The organism is Streptomyces sp. NPDC028419, from assembly GCF_055565515.1.
Genome location: NZ_JBVHUE010000034.1, coordinates 15,903 through 31,349, shown reverse-complemented (window position 1 = coordinate 31,349; position 15,447 = coordinate 15,903). Strand labels below are relative to the sequence as shown.

General features: G+C 73.2%; 14 protein-coding genes. 5 read left to right on the top strand and 9 right to left on the bottom strand.

All coding sequences use genetic code 11. From position 1 onward, the window contains the following. Positions 1–96: 96 nt before the first annotated feature. The 7 genes from ACZ4UB_RS31585 to ACZ4UB_RS31555 form a co-directional block, all read right to left on the bottom strand. Positions 97–1,104, bottom strand: a complete 1,008-nt coding sequence (locus tag ACZ4UB_RS31585) for a TauD/TfdA family dioxygenase (RefSeq protein ID WP_468075456.1) — start codon at positions 1,102–1,104, stop codon at positions 97–99. Positions 1,105–1,144: 40 nt separating this feature from the next. Next, positions 1,145–2,188, bottom strand: coding sequence for a hypothetical protein (locus ACZ4UB_RS31580; RefSeq protein ID WP_468075454.1), 1,044 nt, complete (start codon positions 2,186–2,188; stop codon positions 1,145–1,147). Between the two features lie 272 nt (positions 2,189–2,460). Next, positions 2,461–3,273: an ABC transporter ATP-binding protein gene (locus tag ACZ4UB_RS31575; RefSeq protein WP_468075452.1), complete on the bottom strand. Its 813-nt coding sequence runs from the start codon at positions 3,271–3,273 to the stop codon at positions 2,461–2,463. Continuing rightward, a complete protein-coding gene (locus tag ACZ4UB_RS31570; protein ID WP_468075450.1) occupies positions 3,270–4,289 on the bottom strand; it encodes an ABC transporter ATP-binding protein in 1,020 nt (339 codons plus the stop codon). Before ACZ4UB_RS31570 ends, ACZ4UB_RS31575 begins: the two co-directional genes overlap by 4 nt. A gap of 5 nt (positions 4,290–4,294) precedes the next feature. Next, complete coding sequence (locus tag ACZ4UB_RS31565; protein ID WP_468075448.1) at positions 4,295–5,173, bottom strand: ABC transporter permease; 879 nt, start codon at positions 5,171–5,173, stop codon at positions 4,295–4,297. Further along, complete coding sequence (locus ACZ4UB_RS31560) at positions 5,170–6,123, bottom strand: ABC transporter permease (protein WP_468075447.1); 954 nt, start codon at positions 6,121–6,123, stop codon at positions 5,170–5,172. Before ACZ4UB_RS31560 ends, ACZ4UB_RS31565 begins: the two co-directional genes overlap by 4 nt. Next, positions 6,120–7,754, bottom strand: coding sequence for an ABC transporter substrate-binding protein (locus ACZ4UB_RS31555; RefSeq protein WP_468075445.1), 1,635 nt, complete (start codon positions 7,752–7,754; stop codon positions 6,120–6,122). Before ACZ4UB_RS31555 ends, ACZ4UB_RS31560 begins: the two co-directional genes overlap by 4 nt. 131 nt (positions 7,755–7,885) lie before the next feature. Here ACZ4UB_RS31555 and ACZ4UB_RS31550 point away from each other — a divergent pair, with 131 nt between their 5' ends. Continuing rightward, positions 7,886–8,977, top strand: a complete 1,092-nt coding sequence (locus ACZ4UB_RS31550; RefSeq protein ID WP_468075443.1) for a LacI family DNA-binding transcriptional regulator — start codon at positions 7,886–7,888, stop codon at positions 8,975–8,977. Here the strand turns inward: ACZ4UB_RS31550 and ACZ4UB_RS31545 are convergent. Then, positions 8,944–10,578 (bottom strand): amidohydrolase, encoded by a 1,635-nt coding sequence (locus ACZ4UB_RS31545; protein ID WP_354380927.1) that lies wholly within the window; start codon positions 10,576–10,578, stop codon positions 8,944–8,946. The genes ACZ4UB_RS31550 and ACZ4UB_RS31545 overlap by 34 nt on opposite strands. Positions 10,579–10,673: 95 nt before the next feature. On the opposite strand from ACZ4UB_RS31545, the gene ACZ4UB_RS31540 reads away from it, so the two are divergent. Further along, complete coding sequence (locus tag ACZ4UB_RS31540; protein WP_468075440.1) at positions 10,674–11,384, top strand: TetR/AcrR family transcriptional regulator; 711 nt, start codon at positions 10,674–10,676, stop codon at positions 11,382–11,384. Positions 11,385–11,436: 52 nt separating this feature from the next. Here ACZ4UB_RS31540 and ACZ4UB_RS31535 read toward each other — a convergent pair whose 3' ends face one another. Continuing rightward, entirely contained in the window at positions 11,437–11,856 is a 420-nt protein-coding gene (locus ACZ4UB_RS31535; RefSeq protein WP_468075438.1) for a MarR family winged helix-turn-helix transcriptional regulator, read from the bottom strand. Between the two features lie 193 nt (positions 11,857–12,049). On the opposite strand from ACZ4UB_RS31535, the gene ACZ4UB_RS31530 reads away from it, so the two are divergent. The 3 genes from ACZ4UB_RS31530 to ACZ4UB_RS31520 are packed head-to-tail and all read left to right on the top strand — an operon-like array spanning position 12,050 to position 15,439. Beyond that, positions 12,050–12,961, top strand: coding sequence for an SDR family oxidoreductase (locus tag ACZ4UB_RS31530; RefSeq protein ID WP_468075436.1), 912 nt, complete (start codon positions 12,050–12,052; stop codon positions 12,959–12,961). A gap of 1 nt (position 12,962) precedes the next feature. Continuing rightward, positions 12,963–13,856 carry an amidohydrolase family protein gene (locus ACZ4UB_RS31525; RefSeq protein ID WP_468075434.1) on the top strand — a complete coding sequence of 298 codons (894 nt, stop codon included), beginning with the start codon at positions 12,963–12,965 and terminating at the stop codon, positions 13,854–13,856. A gap of 11 nt (positions 13,857–13,867) precedes the next feature. Next, on the top strand, positions 13,868–15,439 hold the full coding sequence (locus tag ACZ4UB_RS31520; RefSeq protein WP_468075432.1) for an acyl-CoA synthetase: 1,572 nt from the start codon (positions 13,868–13,870) through the stop codon (positions 15,437–15,439). The last annotated feature ends 8 nt before the right edge of the window (positions 15,440–15,447 follow it).

Sequence of the window (15,447 nt, the reverse complement as noted above, 5' to 3'; positions counted from 1 at the left end):
CACGTCTGCCGATCGGTCCGTCGTACCGCGGTAGTTCCTCGACGGCGTTGGTGCTCAGCGCGGGTCGGTCACGGAGCACGGCTACGTGTTCAGGCGTCAGCGGGCGAGTACGTGGCCGTCGTGCGGGCGGTGGTCGCGGGAGCGGCGCAGGTCCGTGGTGACGTAGGTGCGTTGCAGCCAGCGGTCCGCTCCGTCGTAACGGGGGTGGAAGGCGGTCCGGCCGTGGACGGTGACGCGGTTGTCGATGATGACCAGCTCGCCCGGATTCAGGCGCAGGGTGCGGGCGGTCGCCTCGCAGGCGCGGCCGAACTCGGCCAGGGCCGCGGCGGCCCGGGGGGTGAGGGGGGCGGTGACGAGTTGGGCCATGCGTATGTCGGGGTCATCGGCTGCTCCCGACAGCACGGGTCGGGGCTCGACATCGGGCTCGCCCGCGGCGGCGTCGGAGCCGAAGGAGGGTGGTGGTGTGGTGACGAACTCCGGCTCGAACAGGGCCTGGCGGCTGGCCGGGGTGAGGAGCGGCAGTGCTTGGCGGATGCCGGCGACGCGCATGCCGGCGATCCGGTCGTGGTCGGCGCGCAGGCACAGGAAGACCACGTAGTCGGGTGGGTGGGGGTGGAAGCCGTTCTCGGTGTGGAAGGACAGCGGCACCGATCCGGCGTTGCCGTGGAAGGTCTCCTGGCCGGGCACGGGCACGACGTCCTGCACGAGGGCGCCCGATTTCTCGGCCAAGTAGGCGAGCGGCTCGCCGAGCCCGCAGGCCACCATGGTGAGCACTGCGGCCGAGACGGTGGCCTGGCGCTGGACCGAGCCGGGTGCGGTCGGTGTCGCGGGCAGGGTGGCTCGGCCGATGGGCAGGCCGCCGATCACCAGTGTGCCGTGCGGGCCGGAATGCCTTCGGAACCGACGCACTTCACGGCGCAGCCGTAGCGGAAGGTCGTCGCAGGCGTCCCGGGCGCGGGCCACCCACTCGGGGCCGTCGACCTGGCCGTGCCCGTCGCCGCACAGGGTGCGGGCCAGCCGCTCGCACACGTCGGCATCCGCGGGATCCAGTTCGTGGTCGGCGCTGATGGTGCTCCGGGTGGCGTCGGGCGTCGTCTCGGGCATCAGGTCTCCTACCGGGGGTGCGGGCGGCGGACGCACGGACTCACGAACGGCGCAGGCCGGCCACCGCGTCGGCGACGTAGTGGTCCCCGAACCGGATCAGGGAGGCGTACTGGGCCGCGCGGCGATGGCGCATGAGCCGTAGTTCGGCGACGGCGTTGTCGGGGCCTTCGGCTTTCTGGGCGATGGAACGACGCAGATGGACCATCGAGTAGGCGAGCGTGACGTGCCGTTCACCGTCCACGATGTCGGCTTCCAGGAGCGCGCCCCGGGCCTCGGCCAGCTCCGGGGCGCGGACCGCCAAGTGCTCGTAGGAGTCGGGAACCACGGACAGCAGCTCCTTCATCGCCGCCCGGAACAGCTTGTATCCGCGATGCTGGCGCCCGCTCAACGGGACGTCCACCGACGGGGGCGCCATGGTGTCCCGTATCGCCCCCATGTAGTAGTCGGCCGGGATCGTACTGGCGTGGGTCATCGCCGCCGGGAAACCACGCACGTACACCGTCGCATCTGCCAGCCGCGGCAGCGCGGCGTCGCGGTCGCCGTGCCGCAGGTGGCTGGTGGCATCGGCCACGGCGACCGCGGCGCAGACATTGAACAGGACATGGACCTGGTGACCGATGAGCCACCGAGCACTCCACACACTCTCCAACGACGGCCCCGCGCCCGGCTGGGAGACGGCCACCGGCGGTACGTCGTCATGGTCGGCGTCGGCCGCCGCGCCGGTGAGGTCGAGCACCGCCTGCCGCATCCCGGCCACCTCCAGCGTCAGGTCGGAACCCGACAGCGGAGCATCACACAGATCTTCCAGACCGCGGTGGATGACCAGGGCGCCGTGCAGGGCGGCCTGTTGATCCGACAGCTCCCCCTCACGGACCCGGAAGTAGGACTGACTGGTCGACTCCGGTGGCATTTCCTCACCGGCCGCGGCCGGAGCCAGCGCCGACAGCGCGGCCACCAACGCAGCGGCATTCGCGGTGGCCTGCCGCAGGGCGAGGGTCCGCTCGACAGGTCCGGCATGGGTCGCCACCCCGGCCAGCACGCGCGCGGCCCGCTTCGCCTCGGCATCGACCCGTGGGCCCAGCACCGGGACGGGCCGCCCGCCTCGGGGCTCACGGAAGACAGCGACAGCAGGATGGCCGGCAACCGGCGATAAGCCCATGGTGGAAGTACTTCGCCAAGAACGCTCCATCCGAAACCCTGATCCCCAAGGCGATTCCGGCACGGCGGTGCGGCGGGTCGTCGGCGCCGCCGAGACGGTGGGTGGGTTCCAGGGGCCACGTCGATGGGCGCACAGCATGTGGGGATGGCACGCTGTGCGCCCTGAGGTCGTCCGGGCCCCGGGGGCCGTGCCGGTGGTCATCGGCCCGCGGGGAACCGTCCGCGCCGGGGGACCGAGTCCAGGAGGAGCCGGGTGTAGGGATGTTCCGGGGTCTCCAGGACCCGCGGGACCGGGCCCGCCTCCACGACACGACCCGACTTGAGCACGAGGACCTCGTCGGCGATGTGCCGGACCACCGCCAGGTCGTGCGTGACGAACAGGTAGCCGATCCCCGACGCGCCGCGGATCCGACCGAGGAGTTCGAGTATCTGCGCCTGGATCGACACGTCGAGCGCGGCGACGGCCTCGTCGAGGACGAGGACCCTCGGCTCCACGGCAAGGGCGCGGGCGATGGCCACGCGCTGCCGCTGGCCGCCCGAGAGGGCGCGGGGAAGGGCGGCGGCCTCGCGCGTCCCGAGGCCGACCTGGTCCAGGAGCTGCGCGACCCGGGTGCCGCGGCCGGCCGCGTCGAGGTCCGTGTGCAGGCGCAGCACCTCGTCCAGGCAGCCGGTCACGGTCACTCGGGGATCGAGCGAGAGGTACGGATCCTGGAAGACCATCTGGATCTCCCGGGCCCTGGCCAGCCGCTGCGCCCGTCGCCGGGGCAGCGCGGAGCGGTCCCGGCCGTCCAGGCGGACGGTCCCGCCGTCCGGGCGCTCCAGGCCGACGAGCATCCGGACCGTGGTGGTCTTGCCGCTGCCGGACTCCCCGACGATCGCGAGCGAGGCCCCGGGCGCCAGGCGGAAGGACACGCCGTCGACCGCCGTGTGGTCTCCGTACTGCTTGCGCAGTCCCTCGACGACCAGCCCCCGTCCCTCGACGACCCGTCCCCCCTTCGCTGAGGCGCTCACAGCGTGATCCCTTCGTCGGCGCGGTGGCAGGCGGCGAGTCCGTCGCCGTGCCGGGTCAGTGCGGGCTCCTCCTCGCGGCAGCGCGGCAGCGCGTGGGCGCAGCGTGCGGCGAAGGCGCAGCCCGGTGGCGCTTCGGCCAGGGAGACGGGACGCCCGGGGATGGGGCGGGGCGCGGGCGCGCCCGCTTCGATGCTCGGCGTGCAGGCGAGCAGCCCCGCGGTGTACGGGTGCCGTGGCCGGTCGAACAGGTCGTCGGTGCCGCGCGTCTCCACGATCCGGCCCGCGTACATGACGTACACGCGGTCGCAGACGGTGGCGGCCAGTTCGAGGTCGTGGGTGACGAAGAGCAGGCCGGTGCCGCGCTCGGCACGCAGCCGGGCGAGGAGTTCGACGATCTCCGCCTGGGTCGTGACGTCCAGGGCGGTGGTCGGCTCGTCGGCGACGATCAGCGCGGGTTCGGCGGCGAGCGCCGCGGCGATGACCACCCGCTGGAGCATGCCGCCGGAGAACTCGTGGGGACGGCGGCGCAGGGCGCCGCGCGGGTCCCGGATGCCGACCGCGTCGAGGAGTTCGAGGGCCCGCGCGTCCGCCGTGGCGGCCGGGGTCCCGGCCGCGCGCAGCCCTTCGGTGAGGAAGTCGCCCACGCGGCGCAGCGGGTTCACGGAGGCGCGCGGGTCCTGGTAGACCATCGCGACCTGCCGGGCCCGCAGTTCGGCCAGCTCCGTACGGCTCATGGTGAGCACGTCCCGGCCGGCGACCCGGACCTCGCCGCTGGTGCGCGCACCCCCGGGCAGCAGCCCGAGGACGCTGCGGCACGCCACCGACTTCCCGGAGCCGGACTCGCCGACGAGGCCGACGCTCTCCCCGGGGCCCACCCGCAGGCCGACCCCGTCCAGGATCGGCCGGGCGGCCCGGTCGCCGGGCAGCCGGACGCCGAGCCCGTCGATCTCCAGTACCGGACGCGCGTCGTCGGCCGGGACCGCGGTCCCGCCCTCCTCTTCCCGCCGTGCCTTCATGCGGTTCACCGCTTCCGCCTCGCGATCCGGTCGGCGAGGCCCTCGCCGACGATGCCGAACGCCACCACCGCGAGCACGATGCACGCGGAGGGCGCGAGGGCGGGCAGCATCGCCCCCTGTTGGACGGCCGACTGGCCCTCGTTGATCATGGCGCCCCAGTCGGCGGTCGGCGGCTGCACGCCGAAGCCGAGGTAGGAGAGGGCCGCCAGGTCCATCAGCGCGTACCCGAAGTTCATCGCGGACTGGGCGAAGACGGTGGCGGCGATGTTGGGCAGCAGGTGGCGCAGGCACACGGTCCAGCCGGACCAGCCCTGGACCCGGTAGGACTCGATGTACGGTCGGGCCTTCTCCTGGCGCGCGATGCCGCGCACCAGCCGGCCCACGTACGGGGTGTAGGCCACCGCCATCGCGATCACGGGGGCGGTCATCCCCGGACCGACGACGGAGACGAGCAGGATCGCGAGCAGGAGTCCGGGGATCGCGAAGAGCATGTCCATCGAGCGGGACAGGACGGAGTCCGCCCAACCGCCGCGCCAGGCGGCCACCACGCCGAGCAGGGTGCCGAGCAGGGTGGAGACGCCGACGACGAGCAGCGGGCCGAGCAGTCCGGTGCGCGCCCCGTACATCAGCCGCGACAGGACGTCCCGCCCGGACTGGTCGGTGCCCAGGAGGTGCTCGCCGGTGGTCCCGGCCAGGCTCGCGGTGAGGTCGAGGGCCTCGGGGTCGTACGGCGCGAGGACGGGCGCGAGCGCGGCGATCAGGACGAGTGCGGCGAGCACCACGACCGAGGCGGTGAACAACGGACCCTGGGCGAGCAGGCGCAGGGGGCGCAGCCCGGGCCTGCGGCGCAGGGCGGCGGGCTCCGCAGGTGCGGTGGTGGTCATGAGGAGCCTTCCCCGTGGAGCGACAGCCGGGGGTCGATGAGCGGCGCGAGCAGGTCGACGGCGAGGTTGACGAGGACGAAGGCGCCCACGCTGAGCAGGGTGATCGCCTGTACGACGGCGAAGTCCTTGGCGGTGACCGACTGGACGAGCAGGGAGCCGAGGCCGGGCACGTCGAAGGCCGTCTCGACGATCGAGGTGCTGATGAGGAGTCCGGCGAGCATGGTGCCGCCGACGGTGACGACCGGGCCGAGCGCGTTGCGCAGGACGTGCCGGCGGACCACGGTCCGCCCCGGGACGCCGCGGGCGCGCGCCACCTCGACGTGCTCCCGGCCGAGTTCGTCGAGCATCGCCGAGCGGGTCACCCGGGCGAGCAGGCCGGCGAAGGTCAGCGCGAGGGCGAAGGCCGGCAGGGTCAGGTGGTGCAGCCGTTCGGAGAAGCCGACGGGTGTGCCGCCCGGGCCCGGGAACCAGCCCAGGCGGACGGAGAAGAGGGACACGAGCGCGATCGCGGTCACGAAGGACGGGGTGGCCGTGGCGACGCCGCTGCCGAGGAGCACCGCCCGGTCCAGCGGCCCGGGCCGCAGCGCGGCGAGGACCCCGGCCGCCACGCCGAGGAGGGCGACGAGCAGCGCCGCGTACCCGACGAGCACGGCCGTGCCCGGCAGCCGGGATCCGATGAGCGCGGAGACGTCCTGGTGGAACTGGGCGGAGCTGCCGAAGTCGCCCCGGAGGACGCCGCCGAGCCACTTCGCGTACTGCACGGGCAGCGGGTCGTCCAGGTGGTACTGGGAGCGCAGGGCCGCCACGGCCTCGGGGGTCGCGGGGCGGCCGTGGAGCAGGAACGACACCGGGTCGCCGGGGGCCAGGTGGACGCTGCCGAAGACCACGAGCGAGGTCACGAACAGCACCGCCACCAGGCCGAGGATGCGTCCGATGAGGTAGCGCGTCATTTCGCCGCGGCCCCGATCGTCGCGGCCCACGGGTAGTACAGCTGGGCGATCCCGGTCGGGGCGCCGGTCACGCGCTTGCCGAGGAAGACCAGGTACGGCGCCTCGTAGAGGGGGATGGTCGGCAGCTCGCGCAACACGATCTTCTGGAGTTCGGCGGTCAGCTCCGCGCGCTTGCCGGCGTCGGGTTCGGAGTTGGCCCGGTCGAAGGCGGCGTCGTACTCGGCGTTCGACCAGTTGCCGTAGTTCCCGAAGTCGCCGGTGCGCAGGTACTGGTAGAACTCCAACGGGTCGGGCGTGTTGTCGTACCCGTTGGTGATGACCAGGTCCAGGCCGGCGCGGGCGTTCGGGTCGACGAAGATGCTGCTGTACGCCTCGGGGGGCACCGACTTCAGCTCGACGTCCAGGCCGATCTCCCGGCCGGCGGCCTGTACGGCGTTGGCGACGACGCTGATCTCGGGAGCGAGCGTGCTGGTGACCAGGGTGATCTTGCGGCCGGTGGCGCCGGCCTCCTGGACGAGCTTCTTCGCGGCGCCGAGGTCGTAAGCGGGCTCGGGCAGGGTGTCGTAGAGCGCGGCGGTCTTCTCCGGGGCCAGCGCCCACGCGCCGCGCGCGGTGGGGGACTTGGCGGGGACGCCGATGCCGCCGGCGGCGGCCTTGACGATGTTCTTCCGGTCGAGCGCCAGGGAGAGGGCCTTGCGCACCTTCAGGTCGCCGAGCGGGCCGCCGAAGTCGAGTACGGCGAGGTTGGACGCGGCGGTGTTGGGGCCGAAGAGGACGCCGCCCTTGTCGCCGGAGCGCAGCTGTCCGACCGTCGCGGGGGCCACCATGTACCCGCCGTCGGCGGTGCCGGACAGGAAGGCGTTGGTGCGGGCCGCCACGTCCTCGACGAAGGTGAACTTCACGGTGGCGGACTTCGGGGCCAGCCGGGGGTCCCAGTACGCGGCGTGCTTCTTCAGGGTGATCTCGGTGCCCTGGGACCAGGAGTCGAGGGAGTACGGGCCGGTGCAGTTGACCTTGCCCGCGGGGGTGCCGTAGTCCTTGCCGGCCTTGGCGAGGGTGGCGGCGCTCTCGACGGTGCCCGGGGAGGCGGCCATCAGCTCGTGGAGCAGGACGTCGGGCTTGGTGAGCCGGAGCGTCACCTCCAGCGGACCGGTCTTCTCGACGGCCTTGACGTTCTTGAACGCCGAGCCCCAGGGGGAGCCTGTCTCCGGGGCCATCTGGCGCTGGAGGGAGGCGACCACGTCGTCGGCGGTCATGGTCGTGCCGTCGTGGAACTTCACCCCGGGGCGCAGGGTGTAGACCAGCGTGAGCGGGTCGGGGCGGTCGTACTTCACGGCGAGACCGGGCTCGATCTTCATGTCGGGCGTGACCCGCATGAGCTGCTCGCACACGTTGGCGAGGACCGTGTTCGGCGGGTAGTCGTACGCGAGGGCGTAGTCGAGCGTGTAGGGCTCGGCGTACAGGGACCAGGTGAAGGAGTCCAGGGGGCCCTGGGCGGGCGGCGAGAGCGGAGTGACCTCGAAGCCGGCGCCGCCGGCGGCCCTGGGGGCGGTGGCGCCGGAACAGGCGCTGGTGGTGACCGCGAGGGCGGCGGTACAGAGGAGGAGCGCGATGGTTCGGGACGTGCGCATGCAGACCCACCCCTTTACGGGTGTAGTGACGGGCGCTGTGGGATGGAGCGAGTATTGATGCGGGAACGTTCCCGCACAAGGTTGTGCGGGAACGGTTTTGCAAAGGTCGCGAGGGTGGCAGCATCAGTGGCATGACCGAAGCCCCACCGCCCGGCGGGCAGCCCTCGCCGCCCCTTCCACGCGTCCGCCTGGTCGACGTGGCCCGCGAGGCGGGCCTCTCCAAGACGACCGTCTCGGCGGCACTGAACGGCACCGGGAGGCTCTCTCCCGAAGTCCGGGAGAAGGCCCGCGAAACCGCGCGCGCCATGGGCTACCGGCCCAACGCCGCCGCGCGCCGGCTGCGCGCGGGACGGGCCAGACTGATCGGATACGTGGTCGGGGAGTTCGCCGACGCTCCCTGGACCTTCCTGGAGTCGCCGTACTTCGCCCGGCTGACCGCGGCCACCGCGGCGACGTCGCTGCGACGCGGCTACGCCGTGGTGCTGCTGCCCGCCGGGTCACTGCAGAGCGAGTGGGCGGACCTGTCGCTCGACGCGGTGGTCGTCGCCGACCCCGTCGCCGACGACCCGATCGTCGATGACCTCCTCTCCGCCCGCATCCCGGTGTTCAGCGACCGCTCCGTCGAGGGGCGGCCCGGGGCGTACTGGGTGGACGTGGACGCCGGCGCCGCCGTGCGCGGCGCCCTCGACCACGTCCGCGAGCAGGGTGCCCGCCGACCCGTCCTCGTGGTGCCGGACAGCAGCACCCGCTTCCACACCGAGGTGTTCGCCGCGCACCACGGGTGGTGCGCGCGACACGGCGTGCCCGAACGGGTCGTACGCGTCGGCGCGCCGGGCAACGGGCCCGTCATCCGCGCCGTCGAGACCGCCCTCGCGGGCGATCCGGCGGACGGCGGGGCACGGCCCGACGCCCTGCTCGTCGTGGCCGAGGCCAGTCCGCCCCTCGTCCTGGACGCGGCGCGCCGGCTCGGCTACGGGGTCCCCGGCGACCTGCTCCTCGTCTGCGTGAGCGAGGACGTCACCGCCGAGCACACCGAGCCGCCCGTGACCACCCTGAGCCTGCGGCCCGAGGCGATCGCGGAGGCGGGGATCGAAACCCTGGTCGCGGTCCTGGAACGCGGCGACCGGGAGGCGGCGGGCGTGCTCGTCCCGACCCGCCTCGACGTACGGGCGTCATCGCTGCGGCCCGCTCAGCCCGCGTGGACGAGCCGGCCGCCGACGTAGGTCCGCTCCACCCGGGCCTCGGCGATCTCCTCCGCGGGCGCCGTGAGGATGTCGCGGTCCAGGACGACCAGGTCGGCGAGGTTGCCGACCCGCAGGCTGCCCGCGTCGTCGTGACCGTTCACGTGGGCGGTCCCGGCCGTGTAGGCGGCCAGCGCGGTCGGCAGGTCGAGCCGCTGCTCGGGGTAGAAGATCCGCTCGTGGCCGGCTTCGGGATCCCGGCGGTTCACCGCCACGTGGATGCCCGCCAGCGGGTCGGGGCTGCTCACCGGCCAGTCGCTGCCCGCGACGAGGGTCGCGCCCGCGCGCACCAGGTCGCCGAACGGGTACTGCCAGGCGGAGCGCTCCGGACCCAGGAAGGGGATGGTCAGGTCGTCCATCTGGGGCTCGTGGGCCGCCCAGAGGGGCTGGATGTTGGCCAGGGCGCCGAGCGCGGCGAAGCGGGTGAGGTCCTCGGGGTGGACGACCTGGAGATGGGCGAGGTGGTGGCGGTTGCCACGGTGTCCGTTGGCGGCCACGGCCGACTCGATCGCGTCGAGGGCCTCGCGCACGGCCCGGTCGCCGAGGGCGTGGAAGTGCACCTGGAAGCCGAGGGCGTCGAGCTCCGTCACGTACCCGCGCAGCGCCTCGGGCTCGACGAAGCTCAGACCGCTGTTGGCGGTGGCGCAGCCGCAGCCGTCCAAGTAGGGGGAGGTCATGGCGGCGGTGAAGTTCTCCGCGACCCCGTCCTGCATGATCTTCACCGAGGTCGCGCGGAACCGTCCGGCCCGCAACTTCTCGCGCCGGGCCACCAGCTCGGGAATCTGCTCGGCGCCCCGGGCCCGGTCCCACCACAGCGCCCCGGTCACCCGGGCCGTCAGCGAGCCGTCCCCGGCCGCGGCCAGGTACGCGTCCGAGGGGTCGGGCCGGCCGCCCAGTTCGCCGAGCATCGCGTCCTGCCAGCCCGTGATGCCGAGGGAGTGGAGCAGCTTCTGGGCCCGCAGCAGCCCGGCGAGGAGTTCTTCCCGGGTGCTCGCCGGCAGCAGCCGGCCGACCAGCGAGGTGGCGCCTTCCTGGAGCATGCCGCTGGGGGCGCCGTCGGGCTCGCGCTCGATCCGGCCGTCGGCGGGATCGGGGGTGGCGGCGGTGATCCCGGCGAGTTCGAGCGCCCGGGTGTTGGCCCAGGCGCCGTGGTGGTCCCGATTGGCCAGGAGGATCGGGCGGTCCGGCACGACGGCGTCGAGCAGCTGCCGGGTCGGCAGCCCGCCCTCGAAGCTCTCCATCGACCAGCCGCCACCGGTGATCCACTCGCGGTCGGGGTGCGCGTCCGCGTAGGCGCGGATCCGGGCCAGGTAGTCGTCCACGCCGACGGTGTCGGTCAGATCGCACTCGGCCATTTCCACTCCGGCGAAGACCGGGTGCACGTGGGCGTCCTGGAAGCCGGGGAGCAGCAGCTTCCCCGTCAGGTCGACCACCTCGGTGCCGGGACCCACGAGCTCGCGCACCTCGTCGTGGCCGACGGCCGCGATCCGGTCGCCGACGACGGCGAGCGAGGTCGCCCGGGTACGGGCCGGGTCCACGGTGAAGACGGGGCCGCGGGTGAAGACCAGATCGGCCTTGGCCATGTGAGAGCTCCAGAGCGTGAGGCGGCGGGGGGATGGGCGCCATGGAAGCCGCAAGGCCGTTTACACGTCAATGGTGTTGACGTAAGGTCCCGGCCATGTCCGAACGTGTCATCCCCGAAGGCGGCCGCCGGCGCCGCAGACCCACCAAGCAGGGCGCCGTCCTCTCGGAACGGCTCATCGTCGAGACGGCGCTGCGGCTGGTCGCCCAGCACGGCGCCGACGCGCTCTCCGTACGGAGGCTGGGCGCCGCGCTCGGAGCCGACCCGAGCGCGCTCTACCGCTACTTCCACAACACCGACGCGCTCCTCCTCGCCCTCGCGGACGAGCTGATCGGCAGGGCCCAGGAGGGCTGGCGGGCCACCGGGGACTGGCGGGAGGACCTGCGCTCGATGGGCCTGCGGATCCACGCCTGCTACCTGGCCCATCCGCAGGCGGCCGTCCTCGGCGCGTACCGCACGACGGGGCGCCTCCACGAGACCCGGGCCGTCGAGCGGATCCTCGGCATCCTGCGCTCGGCGGGTTTCCCGGACCCCGTCGCCGTCCGCGCCTACCACGCGTTCGTCGATCAAGCCCTGGCCTTCGCCGCCCTGGACGCCGCCGCCCTCGCCCTGCCCAAGGCCGCCCGGGAGGCGGACGAGGCCGTCTGGAACGCGGTCTACAGCAGGCTGCCGGCCGACACCCACCCGAACGTCGCCGCGGCCTTCCCGCTGCTCGCCGCCGACATGCGCGACAGCGGCTACCCCTTCGCCCTGGAGCTGATGCTCAACGCGATGGCGGCGCTGCGCCCCGCGGCGCCCGGGGCCTGAACCGGCTCCGCTCCCGCGGGCGGTGCGCCGCTCGCCCCGCGGGCCGGTCGCGTCAGGACAGGGCCCGCCAGGCCTCGTTCAGCGCTGCCCGGAAGGCGTCGGTCTCCTCGGAACTCAGGCCGGCGGTCATGCGTTCCTCGATGCGCCGGGCCGGCTCGGCGTACTCCGCCAGCAGTCGCCGCCCGGGATCGGCGAGCAGGATGAGGCGCTCGCGGCGGTTGGCCGGGTTGGGCTCGCGGCGGATCAGGCCCCGGCTCTCCAGCGCGCGGACCATGTCGGCCATCGACTGGGCGGTGACGAAGGAGTCGCGGGCGAGCTGCGCCGCGGAGATGCCGTCGTGCCGCTCCAGCACCGTCAGGGCGGTGTACTGCAACGCCGTGACCCCGGCGGGCCTGAGCAGCTCCTCCAGGCGGGCGCGCACCACCAACTCCGTTCTCTTGACCAGGTAGAGCAGTGACGTGCTCACGTCCATCCTTCCGTCGTGACGGCCCGCGCGGAGCGGCTCGTACCGCCCGGGTGCGGTGTCACCGGGGCGGTCCCACCTTAGGTCATTGACAGGAATCCTGACGATTGCCCAGACTGTGTTCATCAGGATTCCTGTCGATCCCGGCTCGGCCGGCGCTTTCGGCATTCCCTCTTCCACCCCTTTTCGAGAGGTACCTCTCATGGATCTTCAGGGCAAGGTCGCCGTCGTCACCGGCAGCGGACGCGGCCTCGGACTGGCCTACGCGCAGGCCCTCGCCGCCGCGGGCGCCGCCGTCGTCGTCAACGACGTCGACGCGGACGCGGTGGACGCCGCCGTCGCCGCGATCACGTCCCGCGCGGGCACGGCGACCGGCGTCACCGCGGCCGTGGGCGACACCGGGGCGGCCCAGCGGCTCGTGGACACGGCGGTCGAGCGGTTCGGGCGCTTGGACGTGCTCGTCACCAACGCCGGCATCCTGCGCGACCGCGTGCTGTGGAAGATGACCGACGAGGACTTCGACGACGTCGTACGGGTCCACCTGCGCGGCACCTTCACCTGCGCCCGCGCCGCCGCCGTCCGCATGCGCGAGCAGGGCACCGGCGGCCGGCTCGTCCTGATCTCCTCGCCCGCCGGCCAGCGCGGCAACTTCGGCCAGACCAACTACGCCGCCGCCAAGGCCGGCATCGTCGCCATGGCCCGCACCTGGGCCATGGAGCTGGGCCGCGCCGGCATCACCGTCAACGCCGTCGTGCCCGTCGCCGCCACCGAGATGACCAGGACCATCCCGGCCTTCGCCCCGGTCATCGAGGAGTCCGAGCGCACGGGCGCGCCGCTGCCGGACTGGCTGCGCAAGGACGAGGGCCTCGGCACCGTCGAGGACGTCGCCGGCCTGATCACCTTCCTGGCCTCGGACGCCTCCGACGGAGTGACCGGGCAGGCCATCGGCATCGGTGGTGACCGTCTCGCCCTGTGGGCCCACCCGAAGGAGAAGGCGGTCGCCTTCGCCGACGGGGGCTGGAGCGGCGACGCCATCGCCGCCGCGTGGCCGGACGGCGTCGGCGCCGAGCCCGAGACCTACGGCATCCCCGCACCCCAGGCCCCGGAGGCGTGAGATGACCGCCCGCCCGCACGCGCTCGACCTCGACGCGCTGACCGCCATCGACGTGCACACCCACGCCGAGGTCTCCAAGGACGGCCATGGGGCGTTGAGCCCCGAACTGTTCGGCGCCTCCGAGAACTACTTCAAGGCCCACGGCCACCGGCAGCCCACCATCGACGAGATGGCCGCGCACTATCGCGAACGCCGCATGGCGGCCGTCGTCTTCACCGTCGACGCCGAACATGCCACCGGACACCCGCGGATCTCCAACGAGGAGATCGCGGAGAGCTGCGCCGCCCACGGCGACGTCCTGATCCCGTTCGCGAGCGTCGACCCGCACAAGGGCCGCGCGGGGGTCCGCGAGGCCCGCCGCCTGGTGACGGAGTACGGGGTGCGCGGGTTCAAGTTCCACCCCAGCATCCAGGCGTTCTCCCCCAACGACCGCCTCGCCTACCCGCTGTACGAGGCCATCGAGGAACTGGGCGTACCGGCCCTGTTCCACACCGGCCAGACCGGGATCGGCGCCGGCGTCCCGGGCGGCGGCGGCATCCGGCTGAAGTACTCAAACCCGATGGCCGTCGACGACGTGGCCGTGGACTTCCCCGAGCTGAGGCTCGTCCTCGCGCACCCGTCCTTCCCCTGGCAGGACGAGGCGCTCGCGGTCGCCACCCACAAGCCGCACGTCCACATCGACCTGTCCGGCTGGTCGCCGAAGTACTTCCCGCCGCAGCTCACGCGCTACGCCAACACCCTGCTCCAGGACAAGGTCCTCTTCGGCTCCGACTATCCGGTCATCACCCCCGACCGGTGGCTCGCCGACTTCGCCGCGCTCGACATCAAGCCCGAGGTCCGGCCGAAGATCCTCAAGGAGAACGCCGCCCGCCTGCTCGGCCTGTCCACCGACTGAAGGAAACGCTCGTGCTGAACCGAGGCATCGGCTCCTGGCCCGCGCGCCGGGCCCGCAAGACTCCCGACCGGACCGCCGTCGTCCACGGGGACCGCGCCCTGACCTACCGGGAGCTCCACCGGCGCGTCCTGCGGCTCGCCCACGGCCTGCGCGCCCTGGGGGTGGCGAGCGGCGACCGGATCGCCTACCTGGGCCCCAACCACCCGGCCTTCCTGGAGACGCTGTTCGCCGCCGGAGCGCTCGGTGCGGTCTTCGTCCCGCTCAACACCCGTTTGACCGCTGCGGAGTTGGCGTACAACCTCGCCGACTCGGGCAGCGTCGTCCTCGTCCACGCTCCCGAGCAGGCGGCGGCGGCACGCGCCGCCGCCGACGAGGCCGGGGTGCGCCACCGGATCGCACTCGAAGGACCCGACGGCCCGGGCGAAGGCGCCCTCGCGTACGAGGAGTTGCCGGCCGGGGCCACGGACCGGCCCCTGGACGTGGCCGTGGCGCCCGAGGACCCGTGCATGATCATGTACACCTCCGGGACCACGGGACGCCCCAAGGGAGCCGTCCTCTCCCACGCCAACATCACCTGGAACAGCGTCAACGTCCTCGTCGACACCGACCTCACCGCCGACGAGGTCACCCTCGTCGTGGCCCCGCTGTTCCACACCGGCGCCCTCAACATGACCTGCCTGCCCACCCTCCTCAAGGGCGGCCGGGTGGTCCTCCTCGCGTCCTTCGACGCCGACCGCGTCCTGGAACTGGTCGAGGACCTTGGCGTGACCTACCTGTTCGGCGTCCCCACCATGTACGACGCCATGGCCGCCCGGCCGCGCTGGGAGAGCGCCGACCTCTCCAGCCTGCGCACCCTCAACTGCGGCGGTGCTCCCGTGCCCGCCCGCACCATCGCCGCGTACCTCGACCGCGGCCTCGCCTTCAGCCAGGGCTACGGCATGACCGAGGCGTCCCCCGGCGTCCTCTTCCTCGACCGGGAACAGACCGTGGCCAAGGCCGGTTCCGCCGGCGTCGCGCACTTCTTCACCGACATCCGCATCGTCCGGCCGGACGGCAGCGAGGCCGGACCGGGCGAGCGCGGCGAGGTCCTCGTCCAAGGCCCCCACGTCATGGCCGGCTACTGGAACCGGCCCGAGGACACCGCGGCCGTCCTCACCGACGGCGACTGGCTCCGCACCGGCGACATCGCCCGGACCGACGCGGACGGCTACGCCTACATCGTCGACCGGGTCAAGGACATGTACGTCTCCGGCGGCGAGAACGTCTACCCGGCCGAGGTCGAGGACGCGCTCCTCGACCACCCCGCCGTCGCCGAATGCGCCGTCATCGGCGTCCCCGACCCGGTCTGGGGCGAGGTCGGGCGGGCCGTCGTCGTCCTCGAACCCGGGGCCCGCGCCGGCGAGGACGACATCCTCGGCCACCTCCGGGGCCAGCTCGCCAAGTACAAGATCCCCAAGTCGGTCGTCCTCACGGGCGACCTGCCCCGTACGGCCTCCGGAAAGATCGTCAAGTCGGCCGTGCGCGAAGCCTTCTCCACCGGGCCCGCCTGCCCCGCCGGTCCCGCCGAACACCCCGCGCCGTGAACGGCGTT

Excerpts from the sequence above, each read along its gene's own strand:
- ACZ4UB_RS31555 (WP_468075445.1), bottom strand. The coding sequence starts at position 7,754 with ATGCGCACGTCCCGAACCATCGCGCTCCTCCTCTGTACCGCCGCCCTC.
- ACZ4UB_RS31570 (WP_468075450.1), bottom strand. The coding sequence starts at position 4,289 with ATGAAGGCACGGCGGGAAGAGGAGGGCGGGACCGCGGTCCCGGCCGAC.
- ACZ4UB_RS31535 (WP_468075438.1), bottom strand. The coding sequence starts at position 11,856 with ATGGACGTGAGCACGTCACTGCTCTACCTGGTCAAGAGAACGGAGTTG.
- ACZ4UB_RS31550 (WP_468075443.1), top strand. The coding sequence starts at position 7,886 with ATGACCGAAGCCCCACCGCCCGGCGGGCAGCCCTCGCCGCCCCTTCCA.
- ACZ4UB_RS31560 (WP_468075447.1), bottom strand. The coding sequence starts at position 6,123 with ATGACGCGCTACCTCATCGGACGCATCCTCGGCCTGGTGGCGGTGCTG.
- ACZ4UB_RS31545 (WP_354380927.1), bottom strand. The coding sequence starts at position 10,578 with ATGGCCAAGGCCGATCTGGTCTTCACCCGCGGCCCCGTCTTCACCGTG.
- ACZ4UB_RS31565 (WP_468075448.1), bottom strand. The coding sequence starts at position 5,173 with ATGACCACCACCGCACCTGCGGAGCCCGCCGCCCTGCGCCGCAGGCCC.
- ACZ4UB_RS31585 (WP_468075456.1), bottom strand. The coding sequence starts at position 1,104 with ATGCCCGAGACGACGCCCGACGCCACCCGGAGCACCATCAGCGCCGAC.
- ACZ4UB_RS31530 (WP_468075436.1), top strand. The coding sequence starts at position 12,050 with ATGGATCTTCAGGGCAAGGTCGCCGTCGTCACCGGCAGCGGACGCGGC.
- ACZ4UB_RS31540 (WP_468075440.1), top strand. The coding sequence starts at position 10,674 with ATGTCCGAACGTGTCATCCCCGAAGGCGGCCGCCGGCGCCGCAGACCC.
- ACZ4UB_RS31525 (WP_468075434.1), top strand. The coding sequence starts at position 12,963 with ATGACCGCCCGCCCGCACGCGCTCGACCTCGACGCGCTGACCGCCATC.